19 protein-coding genes and 1 tRNA gene are annotated in these 16,763 nt (G+C 51.4%); all 20 read left to right on the top strand.

Going from position 1 to position 16,763, the window contains the following annotated elements; all coding sequences use genetic code 11:
* Nucleotides 1–28: 28 nt before the first annotated feature.
* Nucleotides 29–1,501 carry a glutamate synthase subunit beta gene (locus NY406_RS01675; RefSeq protein WP_260534925.1) on the top strand — a complete coding sequence of 491 codons (1,473 nt, stop codon included), beginning with the start codon at nt 29–31 and terminating at the stop codon, nt 1,499–1,501.
* Between the two features lie 64 nt (nt 1,502–1,565).
* On the top strand, nt 1,566–1,835 hold the full coding sequence (locus NY406_RS01680) for a DUF4404 family protein (protein WP_260534927.1): 270 nt from the start codon (nt 1,566–1,568) through the stop codon (nt 1,833–1,835).
* A 22-nt stretch (nt 1,836–1,857) separates the two neighbouring features.
* Nucleotides 1,858–3,177: an ATP-dependent Clp protease ATP-binding subunit ClpX gene (gene clpX / locus NY406_RS01685; protein ID WP_260534929.1), complete on the top strand. Its 1,320-nt coding sequence runs from the start codon at nt 1,858–1,860 to the stop codon at nt 3,175–3,177.
* A gap of 50 nt (nt 3,178–3,227) precedes the next feature.
* Nucleotides 3,228–3,301 (top strand) — tRNA-Val (locus NY406_RS01690).
* A 660-nt stretch (nt 3,302–3,961) separates the two neighbouring features.
* Nucleotides 3,962–4,174, top strand: coding sequence for a Flp family type IVb pilin (locus NY406_RS01695; RefSeq protein ID WP_260534931.1), 213 nt, complete (start codon nt 3,962–3,964; stop codon nt 4,172–4,174).
* Between the two features lie 60 nt (nt 4,175–4,234).
* Nucleotides 4,235–4,501, top strand: coding sequence for a hypothetical protein (locus tag NY406_RS01700; RefSeq protein WP_260534933.1), 267 nt, complete (start codon nt 4,235–4,237; stop codon nt 4,499–4,501).
* Between the two features lie 192 nt (nt 4,502–4,693).
* A complete protein-coding gene (locus NY406_RS01705) occupies nt 4,694–4,906 on the top strand; it encodes a Flp family type IVb pilin (protein WP_260534931.1) in 213 nt (70 codons plus the stop codon).
* Between the two features lie 60 nt (nt 4,907–4,966).
* Nucleotides 4,967–5,233 (top strand): hypothetical protein, encoded by a 267-nt coding sequence (locus tag NY406_RS01710; protein WP_260534935.1) that lies wholly within the window; start codon nt 4,967–4,969, stop codon nt 5,231–5,233.
* Nucleotides 5,234–5,425: 192 nt separating this feature from the next.
* Nucleotides 5,426–5,638: a Flp family type IVb pilin gene (locus NY406_RS01715; RefSeq protein ID WP_260534931.1), complete on the top strand. Its 213-nt coding sequence runs from the start codon at nt 5,426–5,428 to the stop codon at nt 5,636–5,638.
* Between the two features lie 60 nt (nt 5,639–5,698).
* Nucleotides 5,699–6,535, top strand: coding sequence for a Flp pilus assembly protein CpaB (gene cpaB, locus NY406_RS01720; protein WP_260534937.1), 837 nt, complete (start codon nt 5,699–5,701; stop codon nt 6,533–6,535).
* A gap of 6 nt (nt 6,536–6,541) precedes the next feature.
* Nucleotides 6,542–8,167, top strand: a complete 1,626-nt coding sequence (locus NY406_RS01725) for a type II and III secretion system protein family protein (protein WP_260534939.1) — start codon at nt 6,542–6,544, stop codon at nt 8,165–8,167.
* A gap of 1 nt (nt 8,168) precedes the next feature.
* Nucleotides 8,169–8,645 carry a TadE/TadG family type IV pilus assembly protein gene (locus NY406_RS01730; protein ID WP_260534940.1) on the top strand — a complete coding sequence of 159 codons (477 nt, stop codon included), beginning with the start codon at nt 8,169–8,171 and terminating at the stop codon, nt 8,643–8,645.
* A gap of 6 nt (nt 8,646–8,651) precedes the next feature.
* The gene (locus tag NY406_RS01735) at nt 8,652–9,704 is read left to right on the top strand and encodes a pilus assembly protein TadG-related protein (RefSeq protein WP_260534942.1); all 1,053 of its coding nucleotides are present in this window, start codon (nt 8,652–8,654) and stop codon (nt 9,702–9,704) included.
* Nucleotides 9,705–9,710: 6 nt separating this feature from the next.
* Complete coding sequence (locus tag NY406_RS01740; RefSeq protein ID WP_260534944.1) at nt 9,711–10,856, top strand: AAA family ATPase; 1,146 nt, start codon at nt 9,711–9,713, stop codon at nt 10,854–10,856.
* Complete coding sequence (locus NY406_RS01745) at nt 10,832–12,274, top strand: CpaF family protein (protein ID WP_260534946.1); 1,443 nt, start codon at nt 10,832–10,834, stop codon at nt 12,272–12,274. Before NY406_RS01740 ends, NY406_RS01745 begins: the two co-directional genes overlap by 25 nt.
* Nucleotides 12,275–12,288: 14 nt before the next feature.
* Nucleotides 12,289–13,257: a type II secretion system F family protein gene (locus NY406_RS01750; RefSeq protein ID WP_260633723.1), complete on the top strand. Its 969-nt coding sequence runs from the start codon at nt 12,289–12,291 to the stop codon at nt 13,255–13,257.
* Between the two features lie 197 nt (nt 13,258–13,454).
* Complete coding sequence (locus NY406_RS01755) at nt 13,455–14,213, top strand: type II secretion system F family protein (protein ID WP_260534948.1); 759 nt, start codon at nt 13,455–13,457, stop codon at nt 14,211–14,213.
* Nucleotides 14,210–14,935, top strand: a complete 726-nt coding sequence (locus NY406_RS01760; RefSeq protein ID WP_260534950.1) for a prepilin peptidase — start codon at nt 14,210–14,212, stop codon at nt 14,933–14,935. Before NY406_RS01755 ends, NY406_RS01760 begins: the two co-directional genes overlap by 4 nt.
* 238 nt (nt 14,936–15,173) lie before the next feature.
* A complete protein-coding gene (locus NY406_RS01765; protein ID WP_260534952.1) occupies nt 15,174–15,305 on the top strand; it encodes a Flp family type IVb pilin in 132 nt (43 codons plus the stop codon).
* Nucleotides 15,306–15,526: 221 nt separating this feature from the next.
* Nucleotides 15,527–16,750: a glycosyltransferase family 87 protein gene (locus NY406_RS01770; RefSeq protein ID WP_260534955.1), complete on the top strand. Its 1,224-nt coding sequence runs from the start codon at nt 15,527–15,529 to the stop codon at nt 16,748–16,750.
* Nucleotides 16,751–16,763 lie beyond the last annotated feature (13 nt).

The following is a 16,763-nucleotide window of genomic DNA, read 5'->3' on the forward strand; positions in this document are numbered from 1 at the left end:
GAGTCGCCTGAACAACGTATTACGACTTATGGGTAAACTGAAAGGATTTATGGAGTACCGGAGAGTCCTTCCCGCAGACAGGGAGCCTCTGGAGAGAATAAAGGACTGGAACGAGTTCCACGGGGAGATGTCGGCTGAACAGCTCGGCGATCAGGGCGCGCGCTGCATGGATTGCGGCACGCCGTTCTGCCACTCGGGCTTCATGCTCAGCGGTATGACTGCTGGCTGCCCGATTCACAACCTTATCCCCGAGTGGAACGATCACGTCTATCGCGGCTTCTGGCGCGATGCTTACGACAGGCTGATGAAAACCAACAACTTCCCGGAGTTCACGGGCCGCGTCTGCCCCGCTCCGTGCGAAGGCTCCTGCGTGCTCGGCATTATCCAGCCGCCGGTGACCATCAAGAATATCGAGTGCTCGATCATCGAACATGCCTTCGCCGAAGGATGGGTCGAACCGAAGCAGATTGCTGTTCGCACCGGTAAAAAGGTGGCTGTCGTGGGTTCCGGCCCGTCGGGCCTTGCCTGCGCCGACCAGCTCAACAAGGCGGGACATACGATCACGGTCTTTGAGCGTGACGACCGTATCGGAGGTCTGCTCATGTACGGTATTCCGAACATGAAGCTCGACAAGCAGACTGTGGTGCAGCGCCGCGTCGATCTCATGAGCGCCGAGGGCGTGGAGTTCGTCGCCAGCACCGAAGTTGGCGTGAACTATCCCGCTGACAAGCTGCTCTCGGAGTTTGACGCTGTGGTACTCTGCACCGGCGCAACCAATCCGCGTGATCTGAATGCCGAAGGACGCGAGCTTGGGGGCATCCACTACGCGATGGAGTTCCTCCGTTCCAGCACCAAATCGGTTCTCGATGGCACCGAACCGGCGCTCTCCGCAAAAGACAAAAATGTCGTCGTGATCGGCGGTGGTGACACCGGAACCGACTGCGTTGCCACCTCGCTGCGTCAGGGGTGCAAGAGCGTCATCCAGCTCGAAATCATGCCGAAACCGGCCGATTTTCGTCAGGACGACAACCCGTGGCCCGAATGGCCGAAGGTCTTCAAGGTCGATTACGGCCAGGAGGAAGCTGCCGCCGTGCAGGGTCAGGACCCGCGCCGCTATCTCATGATGACCAAGAAGTTCATCGGCGAGAACGGACAGGTCAGTGCCGTCGAGGTCTCGAAGGTCGAGTGGATCAAACAGGAGGGCCGCACCATTCCCGTGCCGGTATCCGGCAGCGAAGAGATCATTCCGGCCCAGCTTGTGTTGCTCGCGATGGGATTCCTCGGGCCGGAAGCACAACTCCTGCAGTCGCTCGGCGTCGAGCAGGACAGCCGCAGTAACATCAAAGCTGACGAGAAAAGCTACCGCACCAGCCTTGACAAGGTTTTCGCCGCGGGCGACGCACGCCGTGGCCAGAGTCTCGTGGTCTGGGCGATCAACGAGGGGCGCGCCGCTGCGAGGGAGTGTGACCGATTCCTGATGGGTTGCACCAGCCTGCCATGAACGAGTCGACAGACAAGAGTGTTGCAAGAGAACGAAAATGGCTGAATAACTCCGGATACGTTGTATGGAACAGCAAAAACTGAGGGAGCTGCTCGAAACCCTGCATCAGGAGCTGGGGCAGATTGGAACGGTCGATGAAAAGACCGCAGAGGTGCTTGCCACGCTGAATGAAGACATCTCGAAGCTTGTCGAAGGCGGTAAGGAGGCCGCCGAGAATGAGGAGAGTCTGACTGATAGAATGGGCAAAGCAGTGGGTCATTTCGAGGAGGAGCATCCTCAGCTCAGCATGATGATCCAGCACGTGCTCGACAGCCTCGCCCGCATGGGATTATGAAGAGAGAAGTTAACGCTACCAAATGATCAAAGACAAAGAGCCGCGTAAAGACCAGGGCGGCGGAAGGAAGGGTTACGGATCGGAACCGCCGGTCGTCTGCTCCTTTTGCGGCAGAACCAGCCATGAAGTCAACAGTATGGTCGCCGGACCGAGTGCCTTCATCTGTGACCGCTGCATTCTCAGCTCGGTTGAAATCCTGCGCAAGGAAATAAGCGCTATCCGCCATCCGGAAAAGCCCGCAGAACCCGCATTTCAGCCCCGTCTGAAGAGTCCCCTGAACATCAAGGAGGCTCTTGACCATTATGTTATCGGTCAGGAGCAGGCAAAAAAATCGCTTGCAGTGGCGGTCTACAACCACTACAAGCGTCTCGATGCCCACGACTGGTCTTCTGAAGACGATGTGGTGATTGAAAAGAGCAATATTCTGCTTATCGGTCCAACCGGCACCGGCAAGACGCTGCTTGCCCAGACGCTCGCCAATTTGCTCGAAGTGCCTTTCACCATTGCCGACGCCACCTCGCTTACCGAAGCAGGCTACGTAGGCGACGACGTGGAGACCATTCTTGCGCGTCTTCTCCACGCCTCCGATTTCAACCTCGAACGTGCCGAGCGCGGTATCATCTACGTGGATGAAATTGACAAGATTGCCCGTAAATCGGCCAACGTTTCCATCACGAGAGATGTCTCTGGCGAAGGCGTTCAGCAGGCGTTGCTCAAGATTCTTGAAGGTTCGGTTGTCGGCGTACCACCGAAAGGCGGGCGCAAGCATCCGGAGCAGCAGTTGATCAACATCAACACCAAGAACATCCTCTTTATCTGCGGTGGCGCGTTCGAAGGACTCGACAAAATCATCGCTCGCCGCGTCTCGAAATCATCGATGGGTTTCGGCTCGAAGGTCAAGGACAAGCAGACAGGCTACGATCCGGAGATTCTCAAGCTTGTCACGCAGGACGATCTGCACGACTACGGCCTCATCCCCGAATTCATCGGCAGGCTACCCGTCATGAGCGTGCTCGAGCCGCTTGACGCCGCCGCATTGCGGAACATTCTTGTCGAGCCGAAAAACGCGCTCGTCAAGCAGTACAAGCGTCTGTTCGAGATGGATGGTGTGGAACTCGAATTCATGGACGAAGCGCTCGATCGGGTGGTGGATATTGCTATCGAACGCGGCACCGGCGCACGCGCGCTGCGTTCCGTGCTGGAGAACGTCATGATCGACATCATGTTCGAGCTGCCCACCCTCAAGGATGTGCAGAAGTGTGTCATCACCCCTGAAACCATCGACAAAACCAGCGAGCCAGTGTACGAGAAAAAGGACGGAGAGGAGCGCAAAATCGCATAAAAAGAGTTTGTATTCGATCGGGAAAGTCCTATATTGAGGTCTTCTCGGACGGGCGGTTAGCTCAGTTGGTTAGAGCGCTACCTTGACACGGTAGAGGTCAGAAGTTCGAATCTTCTACCGCCCACATCCCTCCTAAAGCCCTGTAAGCTATTGTCTTACAGGGCTTTTTCTTTTCCTGAAAATCCCCTGAAAATCCCCGTTTTTCCGCGTTTTTGAGCATTTTTATTCATGTCGGTTATCAATGTTGTTGTCGGTGTCCGAACGCTTATCGAAAATTGGCAGAATGATTATTGAACAGCAGTCTCTGTTATGTAGTTATCTAAAGAGCTGAATGTATAAAGATTCAGCAGGTCAGATTGCCTTTTGATGCTCAGGTTCAAATACTTTTTGCTGATTATGCGGCCGTGCTTCTGAACGGATTTAGTAAATCATCATATATTATTTTTTAATAATGATTTATATGATATAAAATTACCTGTTTTGACAATTGTAGGCCTATGCTTCTTATGCGCTGTTTGTTATTTTTATTTTGGTTAGTTCATTGCGCGTGTGTACATTATATATGGGAACACTACCCCGCTGTTTAGAGTGAAGACCTAAAATAATTGGCCAATACAGACCGGTTGTTATGAAACAGTAAAAAACCTCGCAAGGATTTGCCGAAAAGACAGGTTTGCTATAAGCAACGGTAGGTATTTAATATTTTTCCCCTTGTCTCGCTGGTCCCAAGGCGGCTCGTCCAAGAAAAAACTGACGATTACAATTTCTGGTTAACTAAAAACAAATGGAGGAAAAAATCATGCTAAACATGATCGTTTACACGTTGATGGCGGCTTTGAACAAGCTCTTCCCCGTCAAGTCACAAAAAGGTGTCACCATGATTGAGTACGCCTTGATTGCCGCTCTGATTGCTGTGGCGGTGATTGCGGTTCTTGTGACTGTTGGATCGAGCCTGAACAATATTTTCAGCTATATCGGTAGCAAGCTCACGACGTAATTGGTTTCCTGGTCACGCATAGGCGCTTTTACTACGTAAAAACTCTTTTACAGATTAACAGTGAAACGACCAATCTTTGTTGTCATCGCACTCGTTTTGGGTGCGATGACAGCTTTTATCGCAGCTCGCATGATGAGCGGTCCTCAAGCTTCAGGGCCCAGTGTTGTCATCGTTGAGCAGCCTATCGACGCCGGCAAGCCTATTTTGGGCGAACAAATCAAGGCTATCAGTTGGTCAGGTTCGGTTGTGCCTGTTATTTTTATTTTGGTTAGTTCATTGCGCGTGTGTACATTATATATGGGAACACTATCCCGCTGTTTAGAGTGAAGACCTAAAATAATTGGCCAATACAGACCGGTTGTTATGAAACAGTAAAAAACCTCGCAAGGATTTGCCGAAAAGACAGGTTTGCTATAAGCAACGGTAGGTATTTAATATTTTTCCCCTTGTTTCGCTGGTCCCAAGGCGGCTCGTCCAAGAAAAAACTGACGATTACAATTTCTGGTTAACTAAAAACAAATGGAGGAAAAAATCATGCTAAACATGATCGTTTACACGTTGATGGCGGCTTTGAACAAGCTCTTCCCCGTCAAGTCACAAAAAGGTGTCACCATGATTGAGTACGCCTTGATTGCCGCTCTGATTGCTGTGGCGGTGATTGCGGTTCTTGTGACTGTTGGATCGAGCCTGAACAATATTTTCAGCTATATCGGTAGCAAGCTCACGACGTAATTGGTTTCCTGGTCACGCATAGGCGCTTTTACTACGTAAAAACTCTTTTACAGATTAACAGTGAAACGACCAATCTTTGTTGTCATCGCACTCGTTTTGGGTGCGATGACAGCTTTTATCGCAGCTCGCATGATGAGCGGTCCTCAAGCTTCAGGGCCCAGTGTTGTCATCGTTGAGCAGCCTATCGACGCCGGCAAGCCTATTTTGGGCGAACAAATCAAGGCTATCAGTTGGTCAGGTTCGGTTGTGCCTGTTATTTTTATTTTGGTTAGTTCATTGCGCGTGTGTACATTATATATGGGAACACTACCCCGCTGTTTAGAGTGAAGACCTAAAATAATTGGCCAATACAGACCGGTTGTTATGAAACAGTAAAAAACCTCGCAAGGATTTGCCGAAAAGACAGGTTTGCTATAAGCAACGGTAGGTATTTAATATTTTTCCCCTTGTCTCGCTGGTCCCAAGGCGGCTCGTCCAAGAAAAAACTGACGATTACAATTTCTGGTTAACTAAAAACAAATGGAGGAAAAAATCATGCTAAACATGATCGTTTACACGTTGATGGCGGCTTTGAACAAGCTCTTCCCCGTCAAGTCACAAAAAGGTGTCACCATGATTGAGTACGCCTTGATTGCCGCTCTGATTGCTGTGGCGGTGATTGCGGTTCTTGTGACTGTTGGATCGAGCCTGAACAATATTTTCAGCTATATCGGTAGCAAGCTCACGACGTAATTGGTTTCCTGGTCACGCATAGGCGCTTTTACTACGTAAAAACTCTTTTACAGATTAACAGTGAAACGACCAATCTTTGTTGTCATCGCACTCGTTTTGGGTGCGATGACAGCTTTTATCGCAGCTCGCATGATGAGCGGTCCTCAAGCTTCAGGGCCCAGTGTTGTCATCGTTGAGCAGCCTATCGACGCCGGCAAGCCTATTTTGGGCGAACAAATCAAGGCTATCAGTTGGTCAGGTTCGGTTGTGCCGCAAGAGGCATTCAGCCGGACTGCGGATGTGGTTGGCCGAATTGCTCTTGTCTCCATGATCCCTGGTGAGCCTGTTCTGCCTGGCAAGCTTGCTCCAACTGGTGCGACCGGCGGGCTATCCTCGATAATCCCGAAAGGCAAGCGCGCCATTAGCGTTCGTGTGAATGATGTGGTCGGGGTTGCCGGATTTGCCCTGCCCGGCAGTTATGTGGATGTTCTGGTCAGCGGCAGAGACGTCAGCGGCCAGCCGTTTTCCCGAATAGTGCTGTCGCGAGTCAAGGTATTGGCTGTGGAACAGGATACCGTTGCGGAAAAAGACAAGCCGAAAGTTGTTAATGCGGTGACTCTTGAGCTTTCACCGCAAGAATCAGAAAAACTTGATCTGGCCCGTAATATCGGCGCGCTTTCCCTGGTTCTACGCAACGAACTTGACACCACCGTAGTAAACTCTGTGGGCACCCGTCTGCCTGATGTTGTCTATCCGCAGCGTGGTGTTGCAACCAAGTTTTCGCAGCCTGCACAGGCAGCGCCTTCTCAAGCTCTGCAAGCAGCGCCTCCGCGAGCTTCACAAGCTTCACCTGCGCGTCAATACCGTGGAACCGAAGAAATTCGCGGCATCAGCCGCCAACAAGCTACCACACCATAAGCCAACATGGACATGAATTTGACATGCGTAAAGCATCTGGCCTGCGGGATGAGTGCCCTTGTGGCACTTTCTGGCGCAGTTCCCGTGGTTGTACTGGCCTCTCCAGCCCCTGTGGTTGCAGTGGCCGCACCGGCACCCATAGCTAAAAAAGCTACTCCTGTACCCGCAAAACAGGTCGCACCGGCACCCGTAGCCAAAACAGCTGCTCCTGCGCCTGTAACCACCAAAACCACTCCTGCACCTGTGGCAAAAAAGGTCTATCGGAAACCTGCGGCCAAAAGGTACTCACGCGTACGCGTGATGGATTTTTCTGCATACACACCTTCGAGCTATTCTGTTCCTGAAGGTGAATCGAGGGTCTACCGGCTTGCTGCGCCAGCCAAACGTGTTGCTGTGGGGGACCCTGCCATTGCAGATTTTATTATGATCAGCCCCTCAGAAATCTATCTGTCGGGCAAAAAAACAGGTGCTACCAATCTTATTGTCTGGGGCAAAAACGGCAACTCCACCACTGCTCCACTGGTCGTCAGCCGTAATGTCAAAACCATACAGGACCTGTTGAGAGCTGTTTTGCCGAAAGAGCACGATATTCAGCTATACTCATCGGGGGATGCCTTGGTGTTGGCTGGTTCCGTTTCCAACGCTTTGGCTGCTGAAACCGCTATCCGCCTGGTAAAAACCTTTTTGGGGGGCACTGTTCCGGATGTCACCCCAGAAGCCACCCTGACCAGTAAAAGTGAGGCCGCCACAGGCACATCGGGGGGAACCAGCATATCCGGCATGACCGGAGTATCAAGCGCTTCAGGTACGACTGGCACCGCCACTGTAGCGTCATCTGGCATTCGTGGTTTTATCAACCTTCTCAAAATACGCGACCCGCAGCAGGTCCGCCTCGAAGTCCGCATTGCTGAAGTTTCGAAGGCCTACATCGAGAGTCTGGGTTTTAGCTGGACGCAAGGTGTGGGTAGCACCGCAGGTAGTAGCCTTATGACAGGGTTTGTCAGCAACGCTACGCTCAACCTTCTCCTGAATAATAGCGGAAATCTTAAGGTTGAAGCAGATCGCAAAAAAACCTGGATTAAAATGCTGGCTGAACCCACCATTGTCGCCATGAGTGGTCAGGAAGGGTACTTCCTGGTTGGAGGCAAAATTTATACGCCTACCCCAACAGGAAACGGAGCAGTTGACTATCAGGAACGGACCTATGGTGTAGGGTTGCGATTTACTCCTACCGTGCTGGACGCAGGCCGTATTTCGCTCAAGGTTGCCCCCGAGGTCTCTGAGCCCGACTCGCAATTTCAATCTGCAGGGAGCCAATTTAATTTGCCCGCCTTTAAAGTCAGCGCGGCTTCAACCACAGTTGAAATGAACGAGGGACAGAACCTTGTTATCGGCGGCCTTCTGAAAGACAATCTTACCGAAACAATCCAGGCCGTGCCTTTACTGGGTCAACTTCCTCTGCTCGGCGCCCTGTTCCGTCACACTTCGATGGATTCTGAAAAAGTTGAGGTCATCGTCATTGTTCACCCGACACTGGTTAAAGCCACCGATATCGCGCCGGAGATTCCAACATTTGTTCCTCCAGGTCCAAACAGGCTTTTCCTCGAAGGAAAACTTCAAGGCTCAAAATAAAATGAACAGGATGCGCACAAATATCGCCATGCTCCGGGCACCGGCTTCGGAGCATACTCAAACCCAGAAGGGTGCTGTGATGGTAGAATTTGCGTTCATCCTGCCTATTTTTTTGCTTCTCCTTTTTGGGGTGATAACTTTTTCTGTAGCCCTTTACAACAGAACCGTGCTTTGCCTGGCAGTCCGTGAGGGTGCGCGTATGGGAGCCTTGTACGATGCGAACAACTACGACAGCAACGGCAATTTTGTTTCCAGTAACGTCATCACCAAAGCAAACGCCGCGGCTATGCAGGTCTTAAACAACGACCTTGTCACTTTTGGGCCGGGCATGAATCCAACTGCCACTACCTCTGTTTCGGGTGCTGCGGGCCAGAGGACGGTTACTGTAACGGCCAACATCAATTATACCGGGCTCTACATTTTTTCGAATGCGTTATCATTGTCAGCCACAACCATAATGAGACTTGAGGAGGATTGAGCAATCATGGCACGTTTACGCTACAACAAACGCCTGAATGGCCAGCGTGGCATTGTGACCATTTTGTTTGCGCTGGTTCTGGTGGTATTGCTTGGCTTTATTGCACTGGCAATTGACCTGACCCGACTCCATTTAGTCAAAGTCGAACTCCAGAACGCCGCCGACGCTGCTGCCTTGGCTGGCGCTGGTTCACTCATCGGCCCTGGAACGGTTAGCCCTAGTTACAATTGGACAGCGGCTTATAGCAAAGCGTGGGAACTTGCACGAGTCAATTCTGCCGATGGCAAGACGATTGCGCAAAATCAGAACGCGACGGTGCAGGTTGTAAGTAACAACAGCTACTGGAACCTTCGTAACCCGGACGGCACTCTGCACACCTACACAGTTCCTCCAACTGGATATGTGCCCGCAGTGCAGGTCACAATTACCATTCAACACCTGCAGTTGTTTTTTGCTCCCATACTTGGTATTTCAGAAGGAACCGTTAACGCCACGGCTATTGCTGCAGTCTCTCCTCCTGCGGGCGCTACGGGCTTGTTCCCCATGGCTATAGGCTCGTGCCTGTTCAACCTTTATTGGGATTCAGTGAATAACGCCCCAAAGCTGGACCCGGCCACAGGACAGCCCTATGATCTCCAGTTCACCAGTGTTTACTCCGGCGGTTCAGGTGCTTCCTGCACATCAGGCCAATGGACCAGTTTTCAGACGGATGCTAACAATGTTCCATTTATAAGGAATCTGATCCAAAACGGTAATAGCGTTCCATTATTCATTGGCGACAAAATCTGGATCCAGCCGGGTACCGAAGCAACCATATACGACTCTGTACCCACCAATGTTAATGTTGCTGTACCGGTTGTTGACAATGTTGGTGACACGCACTCTTACCAGACTGTCGTCGCGATTGCCGGTTTTCATATTACCGGCGTGGTTAAGCATGGAAACCAAAGCTATATTACCGGACATTTCATTAATCCTGCGACCCTTCCAGGCCTCAACCCAGGTTCAGGTACTGGCACGCCGCTTGGCGCTTATACTCCTCCCTTTCTGGTCAAATAAAAGTATATGAACATTGTTACGTACTCTCCCCAGCCTTGGGATGTGTCCGATTCGCAACTTGAACAGGGTCAACACCAACTGACTCGACTTTTGGGCGAGTCAGGGGAGATGGTTCGCCAGATCAAGGCAAAAAACCCTGACATTGTGTTTATAGTGGGCTTTAAACCCACCGATCCCCGTTTTATTCGGGAGCTGGAGAAGCTTTGCCTTACGCTGCCACATGCCGCCATCGTAGTGTTGCACCCACAGGCAGATCCCGAAAATTTGATGACGCTTATGCGCGCCGGTGTGCGTGAAGTCATCGAAGATAGCTCCGAAGGAACCCTGCAACAGGTTATCGAAAGGGCTTACCTTCGTACCAAAGGTGCGACCATAAGCCAGCACAGGGTTCTTGGATTTGTCTCTTCTAAGGGGGGGGATGGCGGCTCCTGTTTAGCGGCCAACCTCGCATTTGCGCTCTCTCGTGAGCCAGACATTCATGTGCTGGCGGTAGATATCTCTTTGCCTTTTGGTGATCTTGATATGTATCTCACCGGAAACACCCACAGTCAGGACTTGGCTGACATTTCCAGTGAAAGCGATCGGCTCGACAAGTCGCTGCTCGACACCATGGTGCTGCATATAAGTCCCTCGCTTGACCTCATTGCCTCACCTGCAACGTTCGACAAAATCGTGAATATCGAACCTGAGCGCGTTAGTGATCTCATTCACATTGCTACAAACTTTTACGACTACATTATTGTTGACTTTGGAGCATCTATAGACGGTGTCGGCATTTGGGTTCTCGAGCACCTTGACGAACTCTGCATCGTAGCCACCCCGTCACTCCAATCGCTGCGCCGGGCAGGCCAACTGCTAAAACTCTGTAAAGAGTTTGAAAAACCCATTTCTCGCATCGAAATCATCCTTAACCGAGCTGATAAAAATTCTCGCATCACCAGTGATGAAATAGAAAAAGTTATTGGCAGGCAAATCAGCAAGCGCATTCCTCAGGATGATGAGGCCATGCAGGAATCCCTGTTGTCTGGTCAGTCGGTGCTAAAAGTTGCACCCAAATCCCAGCTTTCCAAAACCATCGTTGACTGGGCCGCTCAACTCAACGGCGTCAGTCAGCCTAAACGCTCGATATGGGAACGCTTAAAGATCAAATAGCTCGCTGGAGTCTCTCCACCAAAAGAGGAGCAGATTTCCCTCTCTCAGCCCCCGAAAACGCTGAGGAAACTCAAAAAGCGGCTGCCGTTCAGGTTCCTGCTTCGTTTCCCCCTTCAGTGGCGAAAAAGAACAAGGAATCCGCCAATGGGAACGACTATTACTCGACCAAAACCAAGCTGCACCAGAAGCTGCTCACCCGTATCGATCTCAACTCGATAGAGAGCCTCGATGCCGATCAGTTGCGCCACGAGCTTGGTGTCCTGCTTACCAAGCTGATTGAAGAGGAGGCCCTGCCTCTCAATCATCAGGAGCGCAGCAAACTGGTGACCGACCTCAAAAATGAAATCATGGGTCTTGGGCCTTTGGAGCCATTGCTGGCAGACCCTAACATTTCTGAAATCATGGTTAACGGTTACGAGCATGTCTATGTCGAAAAAAAAGGATGCATTTCCCTGACCGACATTCGCTTCAGCGACGATGCGCACCTCATGAAAATCATAGACAAAATCGTCTCTCGTGTGGGGCGTCGCATCGACGAATCCAGCCCAATGGCTGATGCCCGCCTTCCCGATGGTTCGCGCGTCAACGCCATCATTCCGCCATTGGCTCTCGATGGCCCTGCACTTACCATCAGGCGCTTTGCGGTTGTGCCTTTGCAAATGCACGACCTCATTGAAAAAAACACACTCACACCAACCATGGCCGAACTGTTGTCCGCCCTGGTGAAAGTCAAGTGCAACATCATCATCTCCGGCGGTACCGGTTCGGGAAAAACCACGCTGCTCAATATCCTTTCCGGTTATATTCCGCAAAACGAACGTATTGTCACCATCGAAGACACTGCTGAACTTCAGCTCCAGCAGGATCATGTCATCCGCCTGGAGACGCGCCCGCCAAACATTGAAAATAAAGGTGAAGTCACCATGCGCGCACTGGTGAAAAACTCCTTGCGCATGAGGCCTGACCGCATCGTGCTTGGTGAGGTCAGGAGTTCCGAGGTGATCGACATGCTGCAAGCCATGAACACCGGCCACGATGGTTCGCTCACCACCATTCACGCCAACAGCCCGCGGGATGCTATGGCCAGGCTTGAAAACCTGGTGGGACTGGGTGGTATCAACCTGCCCAGCAAGGCTTTGCGTCAGCTTATCGCCTCTTCGGTTCAATTTATCATCCAGGTCTCGCGACTCAGTGATGGTAGTCGTAAGATCACGCATATCCAGGAGATCATCGGCATGGAAGGCGACGTCATTACCACACAGGAAATCTTTTTCTTCCAGCGTACCGGCACTAATGCAGACGGATCAGTGCGGGGAGTGTTCAAAGCCACGGGCGTACGTCCCAGAGTTTATGAAAAAATACGCACTTTCGGGCTCAACCTCAGTGAAGGGATCTTCGACCCCGACGCCAAAGACTAAACTTTGTGCACATCATGTCCACGTTTTTGTTATCATTATCTGTTTTTTTTGCGGTTCTGCTGATCATGTGGTTGGTGTATTGGGTTTGGTTCCAGTTTTTCGATCCCAATAACAAATCAAAAAATCAGAGACTGAAGGAGATACAGAGCACTATTCAGTGGGGCGGGCAAGCTCCGAGCAGCTTGCGAACGAACCTTGAGGAGCATGCACTTGAAGCGTGGTTACGTTCACGATCCAGAACATTTGAGAAACTTGTTAACCTTGTTCAGCAATCTCGCACCTCTTTCAGTGCAGGGAGTGTCCTTGGTCTTATGCTTGCCTTGTTTACGGTAGTGTTGCTGGCTGGTCTTCTGAACAAAACCAACATCCTGTTTCTACTGGTGTTTGCTGTTGCTATCGCCAGCACGCCTCTTTTCTGGTTATCCCGAAAGGCCACGAAGCTGCGCATGGCCTTCGACGCAAAACTCCCCGAAGCGCTTGACTACATCTCGCGCTCACTGCGTGCCGGCCATAGTCTTTCCTCGGCCATGGGCATGATTGGCAAGGAGTTCCCCGATCCCTTGGGTGGGGAATTCAAAACCGTTTTCGATGAAATGAACTTCGGTATCCCATTCAAAGAAGCCTTCGCCAAGCTTTCTGAGCGCGTTCAGAGCAACGATCTCAGTTTCTTTGTCATCGCTCTCATGATACAGCACGAAACCGGCGGCAACCTTGCCGAGCTGCTCGACGGGTTGGCCGCAACCATCCGCGAACGCTTCAAACTGCGTGGTAAAGTTCGCACCCTCTCATCCGAAGGCCGCATATCAGCCCTGGTTCTCGGCAGTATGCCATTTGTGTTTGGCGCTATTATCTCTCTCATAAACCCGAAATACATTCTGGTGCTTTTTACCACTCCCCAGGGCCACATCCTCCTCTACATTGCGGGCGGTCTTATGGTTTTTGGCATGTATGTGCTCAATATGATGGTTAAGATCAAGGTTTAAAACCCAAGCTACTCCACAATGTTAAACACCCTTCAAATCTTGACCATCGTGCTCTCGGGGGCGGCTGTTGCCTCGGTTGTGCTCGCGTTGTACAATTGGGGGGTTGGCAATACCGTCAAAAAAGACTGAGCCAAATCGTTCGCCAGCGCTGGGCTTCGACCGACGCCAATGTGTCCAGGAAGCCGACGCCCCAAAAAGTGGCTAAGGTCATCGATATTCTCTCAAAACTTTCGCTCCCGGAAGAGGGCTGGCAAAACTCAATCGTTCGGACCAGGTTTTTGCAGGCAGGTATTCGCAACAAAAACGCGCCTCTATACTACTATGCCGTTAAAACTCTGCTCACATTTGTGCTGCCGGTGGTGGTGTTTTTGTTCTTGCGTTTCACCCAACCCAAGCTCCCGTTTATTCTTCTCCTGCTTTTCGTGCTGCTCACAGCTGCGGCAGGCTATTACTTGCCCGAAATAGTGATGAGCTTTATCACGAAAAAACGTATCGAACGCATGCGCAACAGCCTGCCCGACATGCTGGAACTCATGGTTGTCTGCACCGAGTCAGGCATGAGTATCGACGCAGCCATAGCCCGTATATCTCAGGAAATGGCCCGAACCAACCCCGACCTTGCTCAGGAGTTTTATCTTTCGGGTCTTGAAATGCGCGCCGGTGCTACCCGCATCGAAGCATTGCGCAACCTGGCACTGCGCACATCCCTTGAAGAACTGCATGACCTTGTTTCCATGCTCATACAGGCTGAAAAATTTGGTACCAGCATGGCAGAATCGTTACGTGTGCAGTCAGAAGTGATGCGCACAAAACGTATTCAGCGTGCCGAGGAGCTTGCCGCCAAAATTCCCGTCAAACTGGTGCTGCCGCTCGGCCTGTTTATTTTTCCGACACTTTTGATCGTGATGCTGGGGCCGGCAATCATTCAGTTGATTGATGTTTTGAAACATAAGTGAGTTTCAGCCCCATGGTACATGTTTTTTTAGCAGACTGGCCATGGTGGTTGGCTGGTGCATGGGTAGGACTGTGCCTGGTGCCCTTGGCCCGCATCATTCCGCGTAAGGTGTTGCTGTCTGCAAAAGCTCCCCTGTACGAATGGCAGGGCCCCGGTGGCGGCCTGGAGCAACCTGTTCCGAAGGTTCGACGCATTTGGGTACCGGTGGTCAACGCCGGTTTGTGGGCCTCTGCAGCCGATACCGCCAGCCAACCGGTATTCTGGGGCACGTTTCTGTGGGCCGTTTTGGCCAGCACGCTGCTTTTGCTTGCCCTCATTGACTGGGACACCACTCTGCTGCCGGACTGGATTGTTCTTCCACTGGGTTTAGCGGGCCTCCTCAGCAGCTATGCTGGGTTTACCCGGCAAAGTCTGGCCGTCAGTGCAGCATCTGCTGTTGTAGTGCTGGGCCTGCTTGGCGGTTTTGCCTTGATATTCCATCGTATCAGGGGCGTCAGTGGTATCGGTGGCGGTGACCTCAAACTTCTGGCAGCGCTGGCCGCCTGGTGGGGTCCTGACGGTGTGCTTTACGTGGTGGCGCTGGGCAGTGTGGTTACCGTAGTCTGGTATCTGGTGTGGCGACGCTTCAAAGGTCTGAGCCCCGAGGCAGAATGGCCATTTGGACCAGCTCTTGTGGTAGCCGCACTGGCGTGGGGCTTGTGGGCTGCTCATTACTCGACTTAGGTTGATTCTCCAAAAGTTAGTCAGCGTTCCTGCTCAACTGCATCTTCGTTTTCTCAGTATCATTTTGTTTTGAGTAATAATGGGCGATCACCCTTTTTTCAAATGGTTGACAGTACTGATATGATGTAGTATTTTTTTTAGGAAGTTCTTTATCAATTTCCAGACTCGAAAATTTTAGCAAATTTGATCGGGAGGTAACGCTATGCGAATCAGACTCAACTCACAAAAGGGCGTAACCATGATCGAGTATGCATTGATTGCTGCTTTGATATCAACGGTTACGATTTTGGCTCTTTCGCAGGTAGGGCAAAATCTGGTAACTTTGCTTGGCAGTGTCGTAAACGCTTTTTCCAGTGCGCCTCCGAACTGACCGCCGTATTTATTGCTGCTGTCGGGTAATAAAACTTTATTACGGGAAAACTCTGAAAATTGCGTTCAGTTACCCCGCTACATGCGCAATATTCCGGTGATTCCTTTTTAGAAAATCAGATATTTGTAAAGCAATTGGAGCCTCTAAAACAGGTCGGGAACTCTGTTTTTCTCAGTAAATCAGAATCCGTAGCACATTATTGCTGAATCGAAACAGATACCATGAAATCAGATAAGCATTGGCTGAATCGGGAGCGCCTTACTGTTTATCCCCGCATTTTTCTGGCTCTGTTCCTTATCCTTGGCCTGGTTTGGGCTCTGATGTCGAAAAATATGCTTGACATTAAAGGAAAACCGCTTGGATATGACTTTATGACATTCTGGGCTGCATCGCATCTTGCATTGACAGGCCATGCTCAGGATGCCTACAAAATACCCTTACTTTCAAAGGCTCAGCAACTTGCCGTACCGGCTTCAAAAGTTGCCTACGCATGGTTCTACCCGCCGCCGTTCCACCTTGTTGTGCTGCCTCTGGCGTTACTGCCATATATGGCAGCATACTGGGCCTTCATGTTGTCAACGCTAGGCGGCTATCTTCTGGTGTTGCGCCGCATTGTTCAGGGCCGCACGGCGATGTGGTGTTTGGTGGCATTCTCCGGATTATGGATAAACTTTTTTTGCGGCCAGAACGGATTCCTGACTGCATCACTTGCTGGCTTGGCACTGCTCACCGTTGATCGCCGCCCGATTCTTGCTGGAGTGTTCATCGGCCTGCTTGCCATCAAACCGCATCTTGCGATGCTCTTTCCGGTAGCGTTACTTGCTATTGGCGCCTGGCGTACTCTGATAACCGCGGCCATGACGGCGATCACCTTTATGGCCATTGGCACGGCAACCCTCGGAACCGCCGTGCTGAAGGGCTGGCTCGTAAGTCTTGGTTATGCTCGACTGTTTCTGGAAAACGGCTCTCTTCGTTGGGTGAAAATGCCATCTGTGTTTGTGTTCATGCGTTTGCTCGGTATGCCCGTCTCCTGGGCGTACATTGCCCATTGTGCCGTTGCCATGGCGGCAGTAATCGTCGTCTGGCGCATCTGGCACCACTGTCGGAACCGGGAGCTTCGTAACGCAGCCCTGATGACGGCAACGTTTCTGGTCAGCCCGTACGTCTTTGATTATGACCTGACATGGCTGGCTTTTCCCATCGCCTGGCTGGCATTGGACGGTCTGCGCAACGGCTGGCTGCGTGGTGAGCGCGAAGTGCTCGTGGTTGCGTGGTTGTCGCCGTTGCTGATGGCCGTGATCGCTGAAGCGTTGAAAGTGCAGATAGGGCCATTCGTGCTATGTAGCCTGTTGTGGATGACGTATCGTCGGGCAACGGCCGCTGCATCGATGACTGGCGCTCTGGCAAGCGACAGCCATGCAGATCAGTTCGAGACTGTACCGTAAAAGGAGCTTGCCT

Origin of the sequence: Chlorobaculum sp. MV4-Y (genome assembly GCF_025244685.1) — a bacterium.
Taxonomy (GTDB): domain Bacteria; phylum Bacteroidota; class Chlorobiia; order Chlorobiales; family Chlorobiaceae; genus Chlorobaculum.